Source organism: Massilia sp. R2A-15 (assembly GCF_030704305.1).
Classification (GTDB): domain Bacteria; phylum Pseudomonadota; class Gammaproteobacteria; order Burkholderiales; family Burkholderiaceae_D; genus JAFCUW01.
Window position 1 is genome coordinate 3043815 of sequence record NZ_CP131935.1, and the last position, 18540, is coordinate 3062354.

15 protein-coding genes are annotated in these 18540 nt (G+C 61.4%); 6 read left to right on the forward strand and 9 right to left on the reverse strand.

All coding sequences use genetic code 11. From position 1 onward, the window contains the following. Positions 1 to 340 precede the first annotated feature (340 nt). The 5 genes from Q4S45_RS13975 to Q4S45_RS13995 all read right to left on the reverse strand — a co-directional run bounded on the left by Q4S45_RS13975 (position 341) and on the right by Q4S45_RS13995 (position 5719). Positions 341 to 1363, reverse strand: coding sequence for a hypothetical protein (locus Q4S45_RS13975; RefSeq protein ID WP_305505154.1), 1023 nt, complete (start codon positions 1361 to 1363; stop codon positions 341 to 343). Between the two features lie 61 nt (positions 1364 to 1424). Next, positions 1425 to 2846 (reverse strand): MvaI/BcnI family restriction endonuclease, encoded by a 1422-nt coding sequence (locus Q4S45_RS13980; protein ID WP_305505156.1) that lies wholly within the window; start codon positions 2844 to 2846, stop codon positions 1425 to 1427. A gap of 202 nt (positions 2847 to 3048) precedes the next feature. Next, entirely contained in the window at positions 3049 to 3546 is a 498-nt protein-coding gene (locus Q4S45_RS13985; RefSeq protein ID WP_305505158.1) for a very short patch repair endonuclease, read from the reverse strand. Between the two features lie 4 nt (positions 3547 to 3550). Further along, positions 3551 to 4918 carry a DNA (cytosine-5-)-methyltransferase gene (dcm, locus tag Q4S45_RS13990; protein WP_305505160.1) on the reverse strand — a complete coding sequence of 456 codons (1368 nt, stop codon included), beginning with the start codon at positions 4916 to 4918 and terminating at the stop codon, positions 3551 to 3553. A 579-nt stretch (positions 4919 to 5497) separates the two neighbouring features. Beyond that, on the reverse strand, positions 5498 to 5719 hold the full coding sequence (locus Q4S45_RS13995) for a hypothetical protein (RefSeq protein ID WP_305505161.1): 222 nt from the start codon (positions 5717 to 5719) through the stop codon (positions 5498 to 5500). A gap of 2263 nt (positions 5720 to 7982) precedes the next feature. On the opposite strand from Q4S45_RS13995, the gene Q4S45_RS14000 reads away from it, so the two are divergent. Next, a complete protein-coding gene (locus Q4S45_RS14000) occupies positions 7983 to 8222 on the forward strand; it encodes an AlpA family transcriptional regulator (protein ID WP_305505163.1) in 240 nt (79 codons plus the stop codon). On the opposite strand, the gene Q4S45_RS14005 is transcribed toward Q4S45_RS14000, so the two are convergent. Next, positions 8208 to 9494 (reverse strand): site-specific integrase, encoded by a 1287-nt coding sequence (locus Q4S45_RS14005; RefSeq protein WP_305505165.1) that lies wholly within the window; start codon positions 9492 to 9494, stop codon positions 8208 to 8210. The two genes, Q4S45_RS14000 and Q4S45_RS14005, sit on opposite strands and share 15 nt — an antisense overlap. Before the next feature lie 211 nt (positions 9495 to 9705). On the opposite strand from Q4S45_RS14005, the gene mutS reads away from it, so the two are divergent. Together mutS and Q4S45_RS14015 are read left to right on the forward strand one after the other, a co-directional pair. Further along, complete coding sequence (gene mutS, locus Q4S45_RS14010) at positions 9706 to 12345, forward strand: DNA mismatch repair protein MutS (protein WP_374046037.1); 2640 nt, start codon at positions 9706 to 9708, stop codon at positions 12343 to 12345. Next, complete coding sequence (locus Q4S45_RS14015; RefSeq protein ID WP_305505168.1) at positions 12345 to 13298, forward strand: hypothetical protein; 954 nt, start codon at positions 12345 to 12347, stop codon at positions 13296 to 13298. Before mutS ends, Q4S45_RS14015 begins: the two co-directional genes overlap by 1 nt. A 95-nt stretch (positions 13299 to 13393) precedes the next feature. Here Q4S45_RS14015 and Q4S45_RS14020 read toward each other — a convergent pair whose 3' ends face one another. Next, positions 13394 to 13933 (reverse strand): peptidylprolyl isomerase, encoded by a 540-nt coding sequence (locus Q4S45_RS14020; protein ID WP_305505170.1) that lies wholly within the window; start codon positions 13931 to 13933, stop codon positions 13394 to 13396. Positions 13934 to 14014: 81 nt separating this feature from the next. Between Q4S45_RS14020 and Q4S45_RS14025 the strand changes: the two genes are divergently transcribed. The 3 genes from Q4S45_RS14025 to Q4S45_RS14035 all read left to right on the forward strand — a co-directional run bounded on the left by Q4S45_RS14025 (position 14015) and on the right by Q4S45_RS14035 (position 16185). After that, positions 14015 to 15136, forward strand: coding sequence for a cupin domain-containing protein (locus Q4S45_RS14025; RefSeq protein ID WP_305505172.1), 1122 nt, complete (start codon positions 14015 to 14017; stop codon positions 15134 to 15136). A 22-nt stretch (positions 15137 to 15158) separates the two neighbouring features. After that, positions 15159 to 15638: a hypothetical protein gene (locus Q4S45_RS14030; protein WP_305505174.1), complete on the forward strand. Its 480-nt coding sequence runs from the start codon at positions 15159 to 15161 to the stop codon at positions 15636 to 15638. Between the two features lie 292 nt (positions 15639 to 15930). Beyond that, the gene (locus Q4S45_RS14035) at positions 15931 to 16185 is read left to right on the forward strand and encodes a hypothetical protein (protein WP_305505176.1); all 255 of its coding nucleotides are present in this window, start codon (positions 15931 to 15933) and stop codon (positions 16183 to 16185) included. 258 nt (positions 16186 to 16443) lie between these two features. On the opposite strand, the gene bamC is transcribed toward Q4S45_RS14035, so the two are convergent. Beyond that, entirely contained in the window at positions 16444 to 17589 is a 1146-nt protein-coding gene (gene bamC, locus Q4S45_RS14040) for an outer membrane protein assembly factor BamC (protein ID WP_305505178.1), read from the reverse strand. A gap of 58 nt (positions 17590 to 17647) precedes the next feature. Next, on the reverse strand, positions 17648 to 18532 hold the full coding sequence (gene dapA / locus Q4S45_RS14045; RefSeq protein WP_305505180.1) for a 4-hydroxy-tetrahydrodipicolinate synthase: 885 nt from the start codon (positions 18530 to 18532) through the stop codon (positions 17648 to 17650). Between the last annotated feature and the right edge of the window lie 8 nt (positions 18533 to 18540).

The window sequence follows — 18540 nt, forward strand, 5'->3', positions numbered from 1 at the left end:
CTTCGCTCCTTTTTTCATAACGTTTTCGATGGGATGAATGCCGGAATTTCGCATCCTTACACTGGAAAGACCTATGGAGAATTCCTGGAGGTCGCCGTCTGGAGGACGGCTGAGGCACGATCGGGAGATTTTCGATTCACGCAAATTTTAACTTCTTACAACCTTTCATTTTCCTGGAACCAACAGGCAGGCGCGATTCGACCACCAAAGGGACAAATCAGGAAATTTCTTATGATCTTCCCTGGTATCGAAACTCTGCTCGCGCCGGCACCTCGGAAGCGGTCTTCCGACGGATGGCAGCTGTCAAGTTTCGCCCGACTGAGCAACACGGCTGTGGTACTCAAATTTTTTCATCGTCCCACCGATAACCACTCCAATGAGAAAACGTGCTTAATGGCCGCATGTTCGTCGCTATTGCAGACTCGCCATTCATGCCGACATTTCCCTTACTCGATTCCGCGCCGTAAAATTCGGACATCGGAACGTAGTACCAGCCAAGATGGGACCATTCCACAGATTTGCGCCGAAGACTGACGACATACGCCGTTTCAGTACCAAGAATTTGATCCATTCGCTCGAAAAACGGAAGATGATCCGCGTTGACACCGAGTTCGTTGCTTGCACTCACAAACTTGTACTTCACGTCGACCAGCTTCAACTTCCCGTCTTTTTTGACCTTGATGAAGTCCAGATCAGTCGGTCGCCCTTTTCGGTATGAGCCCGACAATTCGACATCAAAGATGTGCCGGTCGAGCAGCAAGTCCCTCATCAGATCGGTATCAATCGCATCGGCCGATATCAGACATTTCCTTGCAAACGCGATCGTATCCCTGCTTTCCTCCGCATCGATGTCCGGCAGACGCGAAGGCTTCCTCCCGGGCTCCTTCTTTTTCCACTGTCCGAAGAAAACGTCGTGCCCAACCTCATTAAACTGACCGCCTTCGAATTTGAAGTACACGAAACTGGAGATATCAAGCGAACGCAGGTCAAGATCCAAACGCGGCCGAAGTAAGAACATCGGAATGTCTGGAAGCGCCTTCTTCAGCCCGGCGTAAGTAGTCTGGACAGCGCTGCACCCGCTGCCGAGGACGCTGTAATAGCAGGTGTTTTCTAGCGGATCTTCGGATGCGGGATCTACAGGAAGAAACCATCCACCTGCACAAATTGCAGGATTAATCCGTGTAACGCTTGCGTACCGCAATTCGCCAAGGAAACCCGTGATTTTGTTGATGAACGCATTGTGAAAATCATTCTTGACATACGCCCGACCCATCGTATGCGTGCGTTTACCCCACAGTTCCGGAAAGATATTCCCCCAGACCGCACGAATCAGCAAGTCAACAATCAGTTCCTTATCGTTCAAATTTCCTCCTGTGTTAGTCGATCCTGAATATGCCGGCGACGCCGATAATGAAGGCGCACGCTCAGGATGCAACCGGCGCGACCGTCCTGAATTCAACCACCGAATACAAGGCGCTCGCGGCCTTCGTGATGTCATTGACGCGCCACTGCGCGCGCCGTTTATTCTTCGAGGGGTCGGTCGCATGCAGCTTGGGTGCCGGATCGAGAAAAATGACGCCGTCACTGATCGCCTTCAGAAGCCGCTCGGCCGTCGTGTTGCGGCACCAAATAACCGTCGTTTCGAACCTCACAAGATGCTCATATCCGGCGTCGAATTCCGCGCTGTCGGGATTCCGGACCCTGGACGCCGCGATATAGACGACCTCGTTGTGCTTCGCGCCCCAGCAGTTCATCAGGCGCTCAAGACTCCAAGAGGCGGCGACCTCCCCGTCCGGCCCGGCCAGTACGACGTCAACAGCATCAAATTTCGCGGTCAGCGGTGTCGCAGGATCGTAGGGGTATGCCCTGCGCTCGCCGCCCTCTCCGCGAAATTCGCGGACCTGTAGCGTAAGTCCCGACTTAGCGCAGGTCACGCCGGCGCGGTGTATGCCTGTCAGCCGCAGGTCACCGTCGCTGTCGCGGTACCCGTACTTCTTCATGAAGCCGGCGAAGTCTTTCGCATAGAAGCCACCGTCGGGCTCCGGCGTAAACAGCGTGACCTTGATCTGCGTGTGCGTCTTCAACTCGATGCCGTACAGATCGCCATCGGAATCCGAATTGGGATTAATACCGAGCTCGTGTTCGAGCGTATAACCGCACACCTGTGTTCCGGAAAATGGCAGCGAGCGGCCGTATGTATCGAGTCGGCAGCCGCGCACGGACCGGCCGAGAACGGCGGCGAGGCGAGCCTCGAGTTTGCTGCTATTGCCCTGTTCGGCGGTCAGGCGTTTGCAGGCGCGGGCGCGCTCAAAGCCCGGCAGCGCTGCGAGCTCAAGCTCAAATGCGGGCGAAAAGTCCAGACAGACAATACCGATGCATTTACCGCGCGGCAGACGGGCCAGCACCAGCAGTCGCTTTGCTTCCGGATGCAGCTTCGTGTACGCGACGGACAGCGCCTGCGGCATTGTATTGTCAACGGTGTGCAGGCCGGACAGTCGCGCTTCGGGATACTGCGAATAGATAATTGCCTTGAGTCGCTTGGCCGGCACCAGCGTGCCGTCACGCCGCAACCAGGCGAAACTGTTGAATACGGCCTCAGAAATCCGGCTGCCCGGCTCGGACCGCGCCTTCGTTTCGCTCGCACTTTCGCCGCGTTCGGCCAGCGTCAAGTCAAACAGGTCATACAGAACACCAAAGTCGGCGGCCAGATAAATCTGATTCTTGTCGTTGGCGTTCTTTGGCAGTACCTTCAGCAGCGCAAGATCCGCCCCCACGGATGCCAGGAGCGACGAAAGTTCTGCGACTGAACGGGGGGCGTGTTCAAACCCGGACGGAAAAGTGTTCATCTGTAGCCTCTTTGCAAGATGAACACACGTTACCACTAGTAAATGTTTTGGAAAACACAATTTTTTTATTCGTCACTTAAAAAGACTCGGACGAAAAAACATTTACATAAATATCAATAACTTAGAATAAATTCCCGGGATTTATCCTGTTGTTTAATGGTTACAGTGGGATATAGTTCGCACAAGACGGGCCGAAGTTTTCTTATTCGGCGGGCATGTCGGCCGGAGCGACACGGTTCGCCGGAATGTGGCGCTGTTCCGTACACAAGGATTCCCGGTCAGAGCGAACTAACCGGGCCAGCCGGTCCCCGAGCTCATCTTTATCCTGCCTCAGGCGCCCTCTGAGCGCACACTCCCATACAGTAAGTACGCGCCAGCCCGCGAGTCGCAAGGTCTCTGCGTTGCGCAGGTCACGCTCGCTGTTCGCTTTAATTTTTGACTGCCAGAAATCGGTTCTGGTCTGAGGAAGTTTGAAGAGATAGCAGTCGTGACCGTGCCAGAAACACCCGTGCACGAAGATAACTGTGCGGTATTTCGGCAGGACGATGTCGGGTGCGCCCGGAAGGCTAGCGACATGCAGGCGGAAGCGGAGTCCGCGCGCAAACAACAGTTTTCGGACCAGCAGTTCCGGGCTGGTATTCTTGCTCCGGACCGCGCGCATATTCTTACTGCGGCGCTCCGGAGTGTGCACATCTGTCATCGGCTTATGCGGCCAGCTTCCGCCTCTGCTCTTGTTGCTGAATACGCTTTGCTTCAACAATGCGACTCTTCATCAGTTTCGCCACAGCAGAAAACACGGGAACGACGACTGAATTGCCGAACTGCTTATAGGCCTGCGTATCGGATACGGGGATGCGGAAATTTTCCTCGCCCGGACCGTCATACCCCATGAGCCGTGCACATTCACGCGGCGTCAGACGGCGCGGACGATTCTCGATATTTTTCTGGTGGCCGAAATCAAGCTCAGGGTTGAAGCCCCGGTCGATCAGGATCTCGGAGCCGTCTTTGTAGTAGCGCGCGGACAGGGTGCGCGTCACATCGGTCTCTTTCACGAGGCCGTAGCCGAAGCCGTTTCCCTTGGCTTTGTGCTTAATCGAATAATTAAACAAGTACTCCCACAGCTTCGGGGTGAGCACATAGGCTGAATCAACCTTCTTGTCCAGAATGTCGCCCAGCGCAGGCTTGCGCTTCGGATAGAGCTTCGCAACGTCCTTCAAGGTGAAGCCCTCGTGCACACCGAGGTCCCTGCGGAAACCGACCAGCACGATCCTTTCGCGATGCTGCGGCACAAAGTGCACACCGTCAATGACTTTGGGGTCCGGCTGAGAGGTGTGGTCCGCATCAGCAACCTCATATCCCAGTTCGTCCAGCGCCTTCATGATGACCCGAAAAGTGTTACCTTTATCGTGGCTCTTGAGGTTCTTGACGTTTTCCAGCACAAACGCGGCCGGCTGCTTGGCCGCAATGATACGGGCGACATCAAAAAACAGCGTACCCTGGGTATCGCACTCGAAGCCGTGCTTGCGACCCAGCGAATTTTTCTTCGAAACGCCGGCAATCGAGAAGGGCTGACACGGAAACCCGGCTAGCAGAACGTCATGGTCCGGCACTTGCTCATCGATGTGGCGGTACGCTTCTTCTTCTGACACCTCCGGCCGGTCGCTCCGCGTCACCGTCCTGATGTCTTCGTTGAAAACGTGGTGCTGCGGGTCCGAATAATTGTTTGCCTTATACGTGCGCACGGCAAACGGGTTCCACTCGCTGGTAAACACACAGCGTCCGCCGACCTCATCGAAACCGCGCCGTATCCCGCCGATACCGGCGAACAAATCAATGAAGTCGAAGTCGTGTGCAGCGCGCTTTTTAGGTGGTTGGGGCAGAAGACCTGACAGGTGCCGGTACTCGGCGTCACTGAAAGTCGTCGTGCTCTCGGCGCCACTGATCCACCGCTTCAATATCTCCCTGCTCCACGATCCCGGCGCTACCCGGTTCAGATACTCGGCAATAAATTTCGGGTCATAGCTTTCCAGCGCCTTCTTCAGGAGCGTCAGCTCATCACTCTCACGTACCATGTGCTCTCTTCTCTGAAATTACAACAAACAAACAAACAAACAGTCTGACGTCACGAGCGGCTTGACTGCCCCTGGACCTGCGCGCATGCCTCAGCACTGCCAAGGATAATACTGTATGTTAACACAGCCAACGCCCGAACAATCGCGAACGTGACCCGAAGTTTACACTGTTGTCACGACGCCGTCGGTATGACGGCAATCCGTGATGAAAGAAACTCTTTCACGACAACGCCCGGACGTCAAAGACACCCGCGCCCCCGTCCCCAAGGGTTTTCTGCGGAACTATTCTGCATTAGCAGCTAAAGGTTCTCGCGGTATCGGCCGCGACCGGCTCCGCACGGACTGCTGTCGTGCCAGTGATGCATCGGTATCCGGAGAAACGGCAATCCAGCGGCCTGTCGCGCCTTAAGTACTAACCGACCTTGCGGAGCTATCCAGCAACGACCGCCGCACGAATTGCGAGCGCCGCCGACGAATACGGCCGAGATGGAGCTGCGACCGGCGTTTGCGTGCCGGTCCACAATGGCAGGCACGCTGGACAACAGGCAAATGGCGCAATATCGAAGGAATGTAACCGAGCTATGGAGAACGCAGCGAACGAATCAATGAACTCGTCACCCGAATTTGGACGGTCAGCGGCGTACCCAGTATTGCTTGATAGGCGGGAAGTTCACGTTCTGCCATTTCTTTGGAATCCCACACATAGCAAAGACCCGAAATTCTGGTCAATGACGCCCCTCGCTCCCTGTCATTCGTAACCATCCTTCCGTCTGCTGCTTGAAGAATATAGTGCGTCGTCATTTGCATTCCATACTGTAATTAAAACGGAAACTTCCCCCTTCTGATTTCCTCCGCACATCTCCGAGTGTTGTCGCGGCGGACTCGGGGCGGATGATCAGGCTGCAGTCTGCCATCGATATGGCAAGCCTTGGCCGTCTACGATGTCGTCGCCTGGGCTTGCTTCCGCGCGAGCCTGTTCGGGAGTAATTCCTCCGAGGTGCGCCCTGACGCTCTGCGTGGTCAGTGGGACTGTTTTCGGATGACGGGTCCCAGAGTGTTGGGAAACAAATCTTTAAACGAGGATGCCAACCCAACCGGCGGGCAACCTCAGATATTCTTGCCGCTCTTGTGCTGTGTGAAGATGCGCCAGCATGCGGCACTTAGGCGAACATTTCTCCAGAGGGGATGTCCTCAACGTCGGTCCGTGAGCATACGCCGAAGCGCTTAGTGTCCGCAAGTGGCTGCCATCATCTCTAAGCCCCCCGAGATTTAAAACGCCATCACAACGGCACGCCGAAGCCGCCTGCTCCTGCTAACGCGATGCGTTACCGTTACCTTGCCGTTTGATGGTTCTCTTCGAGGGCGGCACTGGGCCCGGTTTTGCTGCATCGGACGAAGTGCCCCTGTGTTCGCCGGAATGCTACGTCAGTAGCAGCGTTCGATCAGATGTACTTCGTTTCGTAACACGGCAGCCTCTTCCTTAGCCGCCGCGAGCCGTTCGGCGCTACGCAGCACCTCTGCGTTCAGTCCCGCAATTTCAGCTGCGGCGATTCCGGCCGCGTGCGTTCCCTCCGCGTGAAACTGGGCGCGGAACCTACGCTTATTGTGCGACTTATTCTTATTCTTATTCTTATTCTATTCCTGTTCTTATTCTTCTTACTGGGCTGCGGGTCGATGAATTTCTGAAGCGTCGTCCTGCGGGTAACGCTGCGCGCCGTTGCACTTACTTTGACCGTGCGCGGCGCCCGCCTTGCCGTTGACTTCCGCCGTGCGCGCAGCACTGGGCGTGCCGTTGACTTAGCCGTGCGCGTAGCGCTGGGCGTGCCGTTAACTTCGCCGTGCCCGTAGCGCTGGGCGTGCCGTTAACTTCGCCGTGCGCGTAGCGCTGGGAGTGCCGTTAACTTCGCCGTGCGCGTAGCGCTGGGCGTGCCGTTGACTTGGCCGTGCGCGTGGCGCTGCGCGTGCCGTTGACTTGGCCGTGCGCGTGGCGCTGGGCGTGCCGTTGACTTGGCCGTGCGCTTAGCGCTGGGCGTGCCGTTGACTTGGCCGTGCGCTTAGCGCTGGGCGTGCCGTTGACTTAGCCGTGCGCTTAGCGCTGGGCGTGCCGTTGACTTAGCCGTGCGCTTAGCGCTGGGCGTGCCGTTGACTTAGCCGTGCGCTTAGCGCTGGGCCTGCCGTTGACTTAGCCGTGCGCTTAGCGCTGGGCCTGCCGTTGACTTAGCCGTGCGCTTAGCGCTGGGCCTGCCGTTGACTTAGCCGTGCGCTTAGCGCTGGGCCTGCCGTTGACTTAGCCGTGCGCTTAGCGCTGGGCCTGCCGTTGACTTAGCCGTGCGCTTAGCGCTGGGCGTGCCGTTGACTTAGCCGTGCGCTTAGCGCTGGGCGTGCCGTTGACTTAGCCGTGCGCTTAGCGCTGGGCGTGCCGTTGACTTAGCCGTGCGCTTAGCGCTGGGCGTGCCGTTGACTTAGCCGTGCGCTTAGCGCTGGGCGTGCCGTTGACTTAGCCGTGCGCGTAGCGCTGGGCGTGCCGTTGACTTAGCCGTGCGCGTAGCGCTGGGCGTGCCGTTGACTTAGCCGTGCGCGTAGCGCTGGGCGTGCCGTTGACTTAGCCGTGCGCGTAGCGCTGGGCGTGCCGTTGACTTAGCCGTGCGCGTAGCGCTGGGCGTGCCGTTGACTTAGCCGTGCGCGTAGCGCTGGGCGTGCCGTTGACTTAGCCGTGCGCGTAGCGCTGGGCGTGCCGTTGACTTAGCCGTGCGCGTAGCGCTGGGCGTGCCGTTGACTTAGCCGTGCGCGTAGCGCTGGGCGTGCCGTTGACTTAGCCGAGCGCGCAGCGCTGGCGTGCCTTCCACTTAGCCGCGCGCAAATTAGGACTTTTCGTTGATCTGACATTAGATGCTATTTTCTCAATGGAGCAAAGTACTTGGCGGGCAGCGAAATTCACAGGCACCGCGCTGCAGCAGGGGGGCGGCAACTGCGCGCCGTCCAAGTCCCATGGAGACCCATCGCCGGATGCGAAGCGAATGGCCGACCTTCACGCTAATCTTGCAGGCAATTCGGAGCAACTATCTTGAAGCCTTTGTACCTGGAACTGCCAGAGGTCGCCCTCGCGGTGTCACTAGCCGAAGCGACGATTCAGCGCGAAGTGCGTGAGGGGAAGTTCCCTGCACCGCGGCAGCTCTCCGGACGGCGCGTCGGCTGGCTGGTGCGCGAAATTGAGGAGTGGGCTGAGACGCGCCCCGTGTCCAATCTGCCACCGCCGCGCAATACCGGTCAGCGCAAACCAAAACCCACATCAGCTGGCAGCTAGGACTTCCAAGTGATCGCTAAGACGGGCCAGCCAGATACGCCGCTCCTTGTCGTAGCTGTGCCGGTTATACACACCGACAATGCCGCCTTTCATGTGTCCCAGAAGTGCCTCACCCACTTCTTCAGGACAGCCGAGCGCTGCCAGCAGGGTGCGAGAACTGCGCCGCAGATCGTGCGGCGTCCAGTCAGCCATCGGCAAACGGGAACGCTTCAGTTCCGGCCGACTGGTGCACGTCTGGCGCCGGGTCCACACCGCGACGCCGACGACCTTCTGCTCGACATACCCCAGCGCGCCGGACGATGGGAACAGGTAGCTACCCGTTTCCGTCTCCAGCCGGCGTCGCACGATCGCAGCGGCGCGGCCCACCAGCGGCACCCTGAAATCAGTCGCGCCTTCATGCCGCGCGTTCTTGGTCTTTGCTTTCGGCAGGGTCCACCACATGCCATCCGGTTCCTCGCTAATCTCGCGCCGCTCCATCATCAGGATCTCGCCGCCACGCGCGCAGGTCCACAGGTACAAGGTGAGCGCGTCCTCAATTAGCCGTGTAAAGTTCGGCAGCCAGCGAATCAGTATTCCGATCTCGTCGGCCGATAGCACGCGCTTACCGGTGCCAATCGACTCGCCGCCAACCTTGCGCCCCTTGCTGCGCAGGCGCCCGCGCATGATCAGGCGCCACCAGTTCGGCACGCTGTCCGACAGGCGGCCCGAATCGAGCCCGTAATCCCAGGCGCCGCCAAGTTCCGCCCGCAGCTTGGCTGCCTGCACCGGAATGTGAAGATAGGACTCAAGCAGATTGAAGGCGGCGGCGCGTGTGACCTGGTCCGGTGTCAGATCGCCGAATTCTCCCAGCATGGTGTCGAATACGCGGCGCACTTCTGCGGCGCCCTTTTCTTTGCGGTGCCCTTCGACCCGGCCGGCCAGGTAGAACCCGCATAGGCGCCGTACCGTCAGGCGATCCGCACTTGCCGCCGCGCGCTCGATGGCCGCCGCCGCCCGCGTATCGGCTAGCGCCTGTTTTTTCAGTGCGGCCGCATCGACACCGCCAGCGCGATCCGCGCGCAAGCGCTCCCACGCCGCCACCGCGGCCGATACGGACAGCGACGGCCACTCGCCGATTTTCACCTGTCGCATTTTCCCGTCGACGGGGCTCTTGTAGCGGTAGACCCACTTCCGGGTCGTCGTCGTTGCCTCAAGCCGCAGACCTGGACACTCGGTAATGGTACAGTGTTGTCCGGCCGTCAGCAGCTTGGCCGCGCGCGCATCAAACTGCATAGTGCAACTCCCTAGTTTGGCGTAACTTCCGGCGTAACTTTTACGACGTTGACTGAGCCTTTGAGAGATTTTAGCGTAACTTTTTAAAAGACCCTTCAAAAAGTTACGCCAAATGGCCAAGTGCAGCTCAACGTTATGATGCGTAGAGGCCGGAACGAAAATGGAACCGATGAGAAATAATCCTCATGAGAACAAAGACTTAGATATGAATATGCAGTTGAATCAAGAGCTCGCCGATGGCCCAAAAAGTAAGCATACGCCTATGATGCAGCAGTACCTTCGACTGAAGGCCGACTACCCGACCATGCTGCTTTTCTACCGCATGGGCGACTTCTACGAGCTGTTTCACGACGACGCCGAAAAAGCGGCGCGCATCCTGGGCATCACGCTGACCGCGCGCGGCGCCTCGAACGGCAATCCGATCCGCATGTGCGGCGTCCCCTTCCATTCGCTCGATCCCTACCTGGCCAAGCTGGTCAAGCTGGGCGAGTCGTGCGCGATCTGCGAGCAGATCGGCGACCCGGCCACCAGCAAGGGCCCGGTCGAACGCAAGGTCATGCGGGTCGTCACACCGGGCACGCTGACCGACGCCGACCTGCTGCCGGAAAAAGCCGAGCGCCCGCTGCTGGCCGTATGCATGATCAGCCAGCGCAAGGTCGTCACCACCGGCCTGGCATGGCTGTCGCTCGCATCGGGCGGACTGAAACTGATGGAGTTCTCGGGCGACGCGCGCACCGTCGGCGTGCGCCTGCAACAGGAACTCGAGCGCATCGCGCCGGCCGAGATCCTGCGCGGCGACACCGCCGACCTGTTCGAGGACAGCACGATCGCGCACACGCAGACGGTGCCCGACTGGCACTTCGATGTCGTCGGCGGCCACCGCGCTCTGCTCGAGCAGCTGGGCGTGGCCACCCTCACCGGCTTCGGCGCCGATGGCCTGGGCGCCGCGTTCGGCGCGGCCGGCGCGCTGCTGCGCTACGCCCAGTCCACCCAGGGCCGCGGCCTGCAGCACGTGAAAAGCCTGTCGACCGAAACCGAAAACGAATTCATCGGCCTGGACGCGGCCACCCGGCGCAACCTGGAACTGACCGAGACCATCCGCGGCCAGGAGTCGCCCACCCTCTTCTCGCTGCTCGACCACTGCCGCACGGCGATGGGCTCGCGCATGCTGCGCCATTGGCTGCACCACGCGAAGCGCGACCAGGGCGTCGCGCGCGCGCGCCACGAGGCGATCGCCGCGCTGGCCGGCAGCGACACCAGCGGCGCGCTCGCCGCAACGCTGGGCCAGGTGCCGGACATCGAACGCATAACCACCCGCATCGCGCTGCTGTCGGCGCGCCCGCGCGACCTGGCCAGCCTGCGCGACGGCCTGAAGCAGCTGCCGACGCTGCGCCGCAACGTGCAGCAAAGCTTCATCGCCGGCGTGCCGAACCTGCTGGCCTCGATCCACGCGGCGATCGCAACGCCGGAAGCCTGCCTGGACCTCCTTCAGCGCGCGGTGGCCGAAGAGCCGTCCGCAATGGTGCGCGACGGCGGCGTGTTCGCGCGCGGCTTCGACGCCGAGCTCGATGAGCTGCGCGGCCTGTCCGAGAACGCCGGCCAGTTCCTTGTGGACCTCGAAACGCGCGAGCGCGCCCGCACCGGCATCGCCAACCTGCGCGTCGAATACAACAAGGTGCACGGCTTCTACATCGAAGTCACGCACGGCCAGACCGACAAGGTGCCGGACGATTACCGCCGGCGCCAGACGCTGAAGAACGCCGAGCGCTACATCACGCCCGAACTGAAGGTGTTCGAGGACAAGGCGCTGTCGGCGCAGGACAAGGCGCTGGTGCGCGAGAAGCTGCTGTACGACCAGCTGCTGGCCGACCTGGCGCCGCACATCGCCTCCCTGCAGACGATCGCGCAGGGGCTGGCGCAGCTCGACACGCTGACCGCGCTGACCCATCACGCCCTGCAGCACAACTGGTGCGCGCCGCAGCTGGTCGCCGAGCCGTGCCTGGATATTCGCGAAGGCCGCCATCCGGTGGTGGAGAACCAGATCGAACGCTTCATCGCCAACGACTGCTGCTTCTCGAACGAGCGCCGGCTGCTGCTGATCACCGGTCCGAACATGGGCGGTAAATCGACCTTCATGCGCCAGGTGGCGCTCATCACACTGCTGGCCTACATCGGCAGCTACGTGCCGGCCGCCTCGGCGAGGATCGGCCCGATCGACCGCATCTTCACGCGCATCGGCGCGACCGACGACCTGGCCGGCGGGCGCTCGACCTTCATGGTGGAGATGACCGAATCGGCCGCGATCCTGAACGGCGCCACCGAGCATTCGCTGGTGCTGATGGACGAAGTCGGGCGTGGCACCTCGACCTTCGACGGCCTGGCGCTGGCGTGGGCGATCGCGCGCCACCTGATCGACGCGAGCCGCAGCTTCACGCTGTTCGCCACCCACTACTTCGAACTGACGCAACTGCCGGAGAGCCATCCGAGCGCGGCCAACGTACACCTGTCGGCGGTCGAGCACAAGGACAGCATCGTGTTCCTGCACGCGGTGCAGGCCGGCCCCGCGTCGCAGAGCTACGGCTTGCAGGTGGCGCAGCTGGCCGGCGTGCCGCAGGGCGTGATCAAGGCGGCCCGCAAGCACCTGGCGCGGCTCGAGTCGCAGGCCCTCGACACCACGCCGCAGCTCGACCTGTTCGCGCTGCCGTGCGTCGAGCCGGAGGATGATGCGGCCGCACCCGCGGCGCCAGCCGACGACGATCTGCGCGCGGCGCTGGCGGCGATCGATCCGGACGCCCTCTCCCCGCGCGAGGCGCTCGAACAGCTGTATCAGTTGAAGCGCCTGTCCGCATAATGGCGCGCCGGCACCAGCTTGCAGCGGTCGCGCTGGCCGTGCTGGCGATGCACGGCGCCTGCGCGGCGGCGCCGAAAAAGGATCCCGATCAGCACCGCTTCGGCGTGATCGGCCACAGCTTCCACAACGGCGGCGGCGAAGCGCGGCTGAAGCAGGCGATCGCCGACGAAAGCGAGGCCTCGCTGGCGTTCGTGGTCGTCACCGGCATCAAGGGCGCGGACGAGCCGTGCAGCGACAAGCTGTACGCGCACCGGCGCGAACTGTTCGACGACGCGCGCCGCCCGATGATCGTGCTGCCCGCGGCGAGCGACTGGAGCGGCTGCAAAAACTCGGCCGGCCGTTCGCTGGCGATCGAACGCCTGAACCGGCTGCGCGAGACCTTTTTCAGCGAGCCCAGTTCACTCGGCGCGCGCAAGCTGGCGGTGACGCGTCTATCGTCCAGCGCGAAGTTCCGCAGCTACGCCGAGAACGCGCACTGGCAGGTGGGCGACGTGCTGTACGCGACCATCAACCTCCCCGCCAACAACAACCACTACCTGCCGGAAGCGGGCCGCAACAGCGAGTTCGAGGACCGCATGGTGGCCAACCGCTTCTGGCTCAACCGCCTGTTCGCGATGGCCAGGCGCGAGAAGCTCGATGCGGTGGTGCTGTTTTCGGAGGGCGATGTGAAGGCGCTGACGCAGCCGACCGGATTGCGCGCGCTGCTCGGCCGCGCCAGCAGCAGCAAGCAGGATGGCTTCGACGAGCCGCGGCGGCAGATTGCGTCGCTGGCGCAGAAGTTCCAGGGGAAGGTGCTGCTGGTCGATACGGATTCGGCGAAGAAGGGCGAACCGGACATCGAATGGCGCGGCAACCTGGGGCACTTAAGCCTGGGATCGGGTGCGGTGGAAGTGAAAGTCACGCCGGGAGCGGCGGCGCCGTTCACGCTGAAGAACGCGTCCGACGAGAAGTAGCTGGAGGGCGGGGTCTGGTCCTGCGGACCTGACCCCATTTTGCAGTAGTGCTGAAGATGGGGTCAGGTCCGCAGGACCAGACCCCTTCGTGTTATTTAGTGCACCGGATGCGAGCGGAACTCGTCGCCGGCGTCGCCTTCGTCATCGCCATGATGGTGGCCATGGGCGCCATGCACGTGCTCGTGCTGGATCTCTTCTTCCGTGGCCGCGCGCACGTCGATCACCGACAGCTCGAAACGCAGCGCCATGCCGGCCAGCGGGTGATTACCGTCGAGTACAACCTTGTCGTCGGCGATATCGGTGACGGTGAAGATCATCGCTTCGTCGTCGCCGTCGGTGCTGTCGGGCATGCCTTCGAACTGCATGCCAACTTCCAGCGGCTCCGGCAGGCGATTGCGCGGCTCGACCTTGACCAGCGCCGGGTCGTAGTCGCCGAACGCGTCGTCCGGCTCGATCTGGATGGTCGACGAATAGCCGACTTCTTTCCCATCGAGCTCTTCTTCGATCTTCGGCAGCGTGTTCTCGTAGCCGCCGTGCAGGTAGACCATGGGCTGACTGCCATCTTCGATCAGGTTGTTCTGTGCGTCCGACAGCTTGTAGTTGACCGTCACTACCGTGTTCTTGGCAATCTTCATAGTGCTTCCTTTCAGTGTTTTAGCAGACGGATTATACCTCCCCCACCGCTGTCGCCCATAACAGCGCGGTTATAATGGCGCATGAAAAAAATCCAACTCCTCGGCGACATCACGCCGGCCCAGTTTTTGCGCGATTACTGGCACAAGAAACCGCTGCTGATCCGCCAGGCCATCCCGGGCATGAAGCCGATTCTGTCGTTCGACGCATTGGCGAAGATGGCAACCCAGAACTTCGTCGAGTCGCGCCTGATCACCCACGCCGACGGCGAATGGAACATGCAGCATGGTCCGCTGGCCGAGCTGCCCTCGCGCGAGCAGAAGCAATGGACCATGCTGGTGCAAGGCGCCAACCTGTACGACGCGCGCGCCGATGCGCTGCTGCGCCAGTTCCGCTTCATCCCGGACGCGCGCCTCGACGACCTGATGATCAGCTTCGCCACCGATGGCGGCGGGGTCGGCCCGCATTTCGATTCCTACGACGTGTTCCTGCTGCAGGCGCACGGCAAGCGGCGCTGGCGCATCGGCGCGCAGAAGGACCTGTCGCTGGTGGACGGCATGCCGCTGAAGATCCTGAAGAATTTCAAGCCGCAGGAGGAGTTCGTGCTCGAGCCGGGCGACATGCTGTACCTGCCGCCGCACTATGCGCACGACGGCGTGGCCGAGGGCGAGTGCATGACCTACTCGATCGGCTTCCGTTCGCCGTCCTACCAGGAACTGGGCGAGGCCTTCCTGCAGTTCATGGCCGATTCGATCGACCTGCCGGGCCGCTACGCCGATCCCGAGCTCGAGGCCTCGGGCAAGCCGGCCGAGATCCCGCGCCACATGCTCTCGACCATCGCCGACGAGTTGAACAAGGTGCGCTTCACCGAAGAAGACGTGACGATCTTCCTCGGCGAGCACCTGTCCGAGCCGAAACACAACGTGTTCTTCACCGGGCCGGCCAAGCCGCTGACGGTGGGCCGCTTCGGCGAGGCGATCGCCAAGCGCGGCGTGGTGCTGTCATTGAAGACGCTGATGCTCTATCGCGGCAAGCACGTGTTCATCAACGGCGAGTCGTTCGCCGTCGGGCGCGCCGACAAGGCGCTCCTCGACACGCTGGCCAACACCCGCATGCTGTCGGGCGAAGCGCTGGCCGGCGCGTCGGACGATGTGATGGAAGCGCTGTACACCTGGTACCAGGACGGCTGGGTGGAACTGGGCTGATCGACAAGCGAAGGAGCTGCGCATGGATGCACCGGTGGCCGTGAAATTCAATTCGCACGCCGAATTCGGTGCGCACTTTCGCGCATGCCTGGCGCGCTCGCAGGGCGTGCTCGAGATGTTCGATCCGGATTTTTCCGTGTTCCCGCTCGGGCAGTCCGACGTCGACGCGGCGCTGCGCCACTTTCTCGCCGCCGGCGGCGCGCTGGTGCTGGCGATGCATCGCACCGATCACATCGAGCGCGAATGCCCGCGCTTCCTGCGCCTGCTGCGCGATTACTCCCACCGCGTCGAATGCCGCGCCACGCCGCCGAACCTGCACCAGCTGACCGACTCGTTCTGCATCGGCGACCAGATCCACATCGTGCGCCGCTTCCATTGCGACCATATGCGCGGCGAGGCCGCTTTCGACAATCCCGCGGCCTGCGAAATCAGCCTGGAACGCTTCGCCGCGATCTGGCTGGAGTCGCGTCCCTGCCTGCATCCGACTGTCACCGGCCTGTAGCGCGGCCAAATTTTTGTGGGGAAAACGTCATTTATGCACGTTGGATAATCGGTTGTAAACATATTGTTACAAAATGAACGGTGTTATCAGCTTAGAAAATTCCATAAAAGCATCTTTCGCCTATTGCGAAGCACCAAATTTAGCTATAATATCGGGTTAGGAAGTTTCCGTTGTCTGTCAGGCACCATCACAGGTACGAAAGCTGACGAGAATATCCTAACGAGCGATAATTACCGGTAATTATTCATCGCAATAACGTTGTCTCTACTTTTGAATTAAAAAAGGAAAACCCATGAAAAAAAATCTGCTGATCATCTCCCTGTTGGCTGTTGCTCTGGCTGCTTGCAGCAAAAAAGAAGAGCCAGTTGTTGTTGCTCCAGCTCCAGTAGTTGAGACCCCAGCTCCAGCTGCTGCTCCAGCCGCTCCTGCTGCTGACGCTGCTGCTGCCGCTTCGGCTGCTGCATCGGCTGCTTCGGCTGCTGCTGACGCTGCTTCGGCTGCTGCTTCGGCTGCTTCGGCCGCTGCTTCGGCTGCTGCATCGCACTAATTTGCTCATGGCAAGAAAGACCGGCCCTCGGGCCGGTTTTTTTACGCCTGGTGGTTTTGGGGTCAGGTCCGACGGACCTGACCCCGGGGTTGTCGCCGATGCGTGAGTTTCCAATGGAACGACTACTCATTGGCCTCGTTCAACTTCGGGGTCAGGTCCGACGGACCTGACCCCCACCCCCATAAAAAAACCGGCACTAGGCCGGTTTTTTTATTCTTAGATGGGGCCGGGTCCGCAGGACCAGCCCCTCTTCTGCGCTTACTTCAGCTCGTCGCCCAGCAGCTTGAGGATCTTGGCGCCGGTGGCCGTCGTCTCCGGTTTGCCGTCGTTGGTCTGCACCGTCACCTGGCTCGTCGTTGCGCCGGCGGCCGACTTGACCGACACGCGATAACGCTGCGCTTCCTTTTCCTTGTCGGCGGCGGCGCCGAACGTGAACAGCTTCTTGAAGAAGCCGGTGGTGCCCGCCAGGTCCGGATCGACGTAGCGCACGAAGTACACGCCGTTGACGCGGTCGCGGTCTTCCACCGTGAAGCCGACGCGGTCGAGCGCCAGGCCGACACGGCGCCACGCGCGGTCGAAGCCTTCGTCCACTTCGATCGCCGAACCGGCCAGCTTGGCGTGCAGCGGCTGCACCGGCGCATTTTCCACCGTGGCGGTGACGGCCTTGACGTCCGGCGTGCCGGTCAGGCGCGCCATCAGCTTGGCCAGGAACGCCGCTTCCAGGCCCGGGTCGTTCGGACGCGAGGTCCACTGCGGGATTTCCTTCTGCGGGCCGGTCAGCACTTCTTCGGCGCCGCGATGGCTGATGTAGATCTCGGTGCTGCCGTCGGCGGCGCGCTCGAGACGGGTGCGGAACTTGTCGCGGCGGCCAGTGCCGTAGGCCGAGTCGAATACCTTGCCCAGTGTATTGCGGATGAAGTCCTGCGGGATCTTCGAGCGGTCCTCGGCCCAGTTGGTTTCCATCACGCCCGTGGTGGCCGATTCGCTTTCCACCGTGAAGCCCGAATCGTGCCAGAAGTCCTTCAGCTGCGGCCAGAGCTGCTCCGGCGACTGCTTGACCACCAGCCAGCGCTGGTTGCCGTTGCGCTCGACCTTGACCGCGGCGTTGCCGGCCACGCCGATCGCCTCGCCGCTGGCCACGACCGCCGGTGCCGCGCCCTTCTGCTGCAGGCCCGATGCGGTGGCGACGCCGCGCCCGTCGGGAATGGCGTAGCGATTGTCTTTTTGCAGCTGGGTCAGGTCAGGCGGCACGTCCAGCGGCGCGGCCTTCTTGGCGCCGCGGTAGTCCAGCTTGTCGGACTCCATCACGTTGCCGACGTAGCTGCAACCGGCCAGGCTTACCATCAGCGCGGAGAGGACGGCGCCGCGGGTGGCGGCAGGGGTAAATGTCTTGCGAATAGTCATGTCGTAAAGGGTAAGGGCTGGCGGTCAGCGGTATCGGAAAATGATCCCGGCCTTGCGGTCAGGATTGTGGAAGGACGCCCGCTTCGCGCATTGCGGCGCGGACGGTTTCGTGGAATTCGGCAGCCAGCGGCACAAGCGGCAGGCGCAGGCCGGCAGGCATCAGGCCCATCTCGGCCAGCGCCCATTTGACCGGCACCGGGTTCGGCTCGACAAACAGCTTGGCGTGCAGCGGGATCACCTTGTTGTTGATCTCGACGGCTTTGGCGATGTCGCCGGCCATCGCGGCCACGCACAGCTCGTGCATCGCGCGCGGCGCCACGTTGGCGGTGACGGAGATGTTGCCGGCGCCGCCCATGAACATCAGCGACATCGCGGTGGGATCGTCGCCCGAGTACACGGCGAAGGACTTCGGCGCCAGGCGCAGCAGCTCGGCGCCGCGGCCGATGTTGCCGGTCGCGTCCTTCAGGCCGACGATGTTCGGCAGCTTGGCCAGGCGCAGCACGGTGTCGTTGCTCATGTCGGCAACGGTGCGGCCGGGCACGTTGTAGAGAATGATCGGCAGGTCCACCGCTTCGGCGATGGCCTTGAAGTGCTGGTACATGCCTTCCTGGGTAGGACGGTTGTAGTACGGCACCACCACCAGCGCGGCGTCGGCGCCGGCGTCCTTGGCGAAGCGCGTCAGCGTGATCGATTCCGCGGTCGAATTGCCGCCGGTACCGGCGATGATCGGGATGCGTTTGGCGCTGTGCTCGACGGCGAGCCGGATCAGCGCGCAGTGTTCTTCGACGTCGACCGTGGCCGATTCGCCGGTGGTGCCGACGATGACGATGCCGTCGGTGCCTTCGGCAACGTGCCAGTCGATCAGCTTGCGCAGGCCCGGCAAGTCCAGGCTGCCGTCTTCGTGCATCGGGGTGACGATTGCTACTATGCTGCCCTTGATCATAATCTTCT

Excerpts from the sequence above, each read along its gene's own strand:
- Q4S45_RS14025 (WP_305505172.1), top strand. The coding sequence starts at position 14,015 with ATGAAAAAAATCCAACTCCTCGGCGACATCACGCCGGCCCAGTTTTTG.
- Q4S45_RS13995 (WP_305505161.1), bottom strand. The coding sequence starts at position 5,719 with ATGACGACGCACTATATTCTTCAAGCAGCAGACGGAAGGATGGTTACG.
- Q4S45_RS13985 (WP_305505158.1), bottom strand. The coding sequence starts at position 3,546 with ATGACAGATGTGCACACTCCGGAGCGCCGCAGTAAGAATATGCGCGCG.
- Q4S45_RS14005 (WP_305505165.1), bottom strand. The coding sequence starts at position 9,494 with ATGCAGTTTGATGCGCGCGCGGCCAAGCTGCTGACGGCCGGACAACAC.
- dcm (WP_305505160.1), bottom strand. The coding sequence starts at position 4,918 with ATGGTACGTGAGAGTGATGAGCTGACGCTCCTGAAGAAGGCGCTGGAA.
- dapA (WP_305505180.1), bottom strand. The coding sequence starts at position 18,532 with ATGATCAAGGGCAGCATAGTAGCAATCGTCACCCCGATGCACGAAGAC.
- Q4S45_RS13980 (WP_305505156.1), bottom strand. The coding sequence starts at position 2,846 with ATGAACACTTTTCCGTCCGGGTTTGAACACGCCCCCCGTTCAGTCGCA.
- Q4S45_RS14030 (WP_305505174.1), top strand. The coding sequence starts at position 15,159 with ATGGATGCACCGGTGGCCGTGAAATTCAATTCGCACGCCGAATTCGGT.
- Q4S45_RS14015 (WP_305505168.1), top strand. The coding sequence starts at position 12,345 with ATGGCGCGCCGGCACCAGCTTGCAGCGGTCGCGCTGGCCGTGCTGGCG.
- Q4S45_RS14020 (WP_305505170.1), bottom strand. The coding sequence starts at position 13,933 with ATGAAGATTGCCAAGAACACGGTAGTGACGGTCAACTACAAGCTGTCG.
- Q4S45_RS14035 (WP_305505176.1), top strand. The coding sequence starts at position 15,931 with ATGAAAAAAAATCTGCTGATCATCTCCCTGTTGGCTGTTGCTCTGGCT.
- mutS (WP_374046037.1), top strand. The coding sequence starts at position 9,706 with ATGCAGTTGAATCAAGAGCTCGCCGATGGCCCAAAAAGTAAGCATACG.
- bamC (WP_305505178.1), bottom strand. The coding sequence starts at position 17,589 with ATGACTATTCGCAAGACATTTACCCCTGCCGCCACCCGCGGCGCCGTC.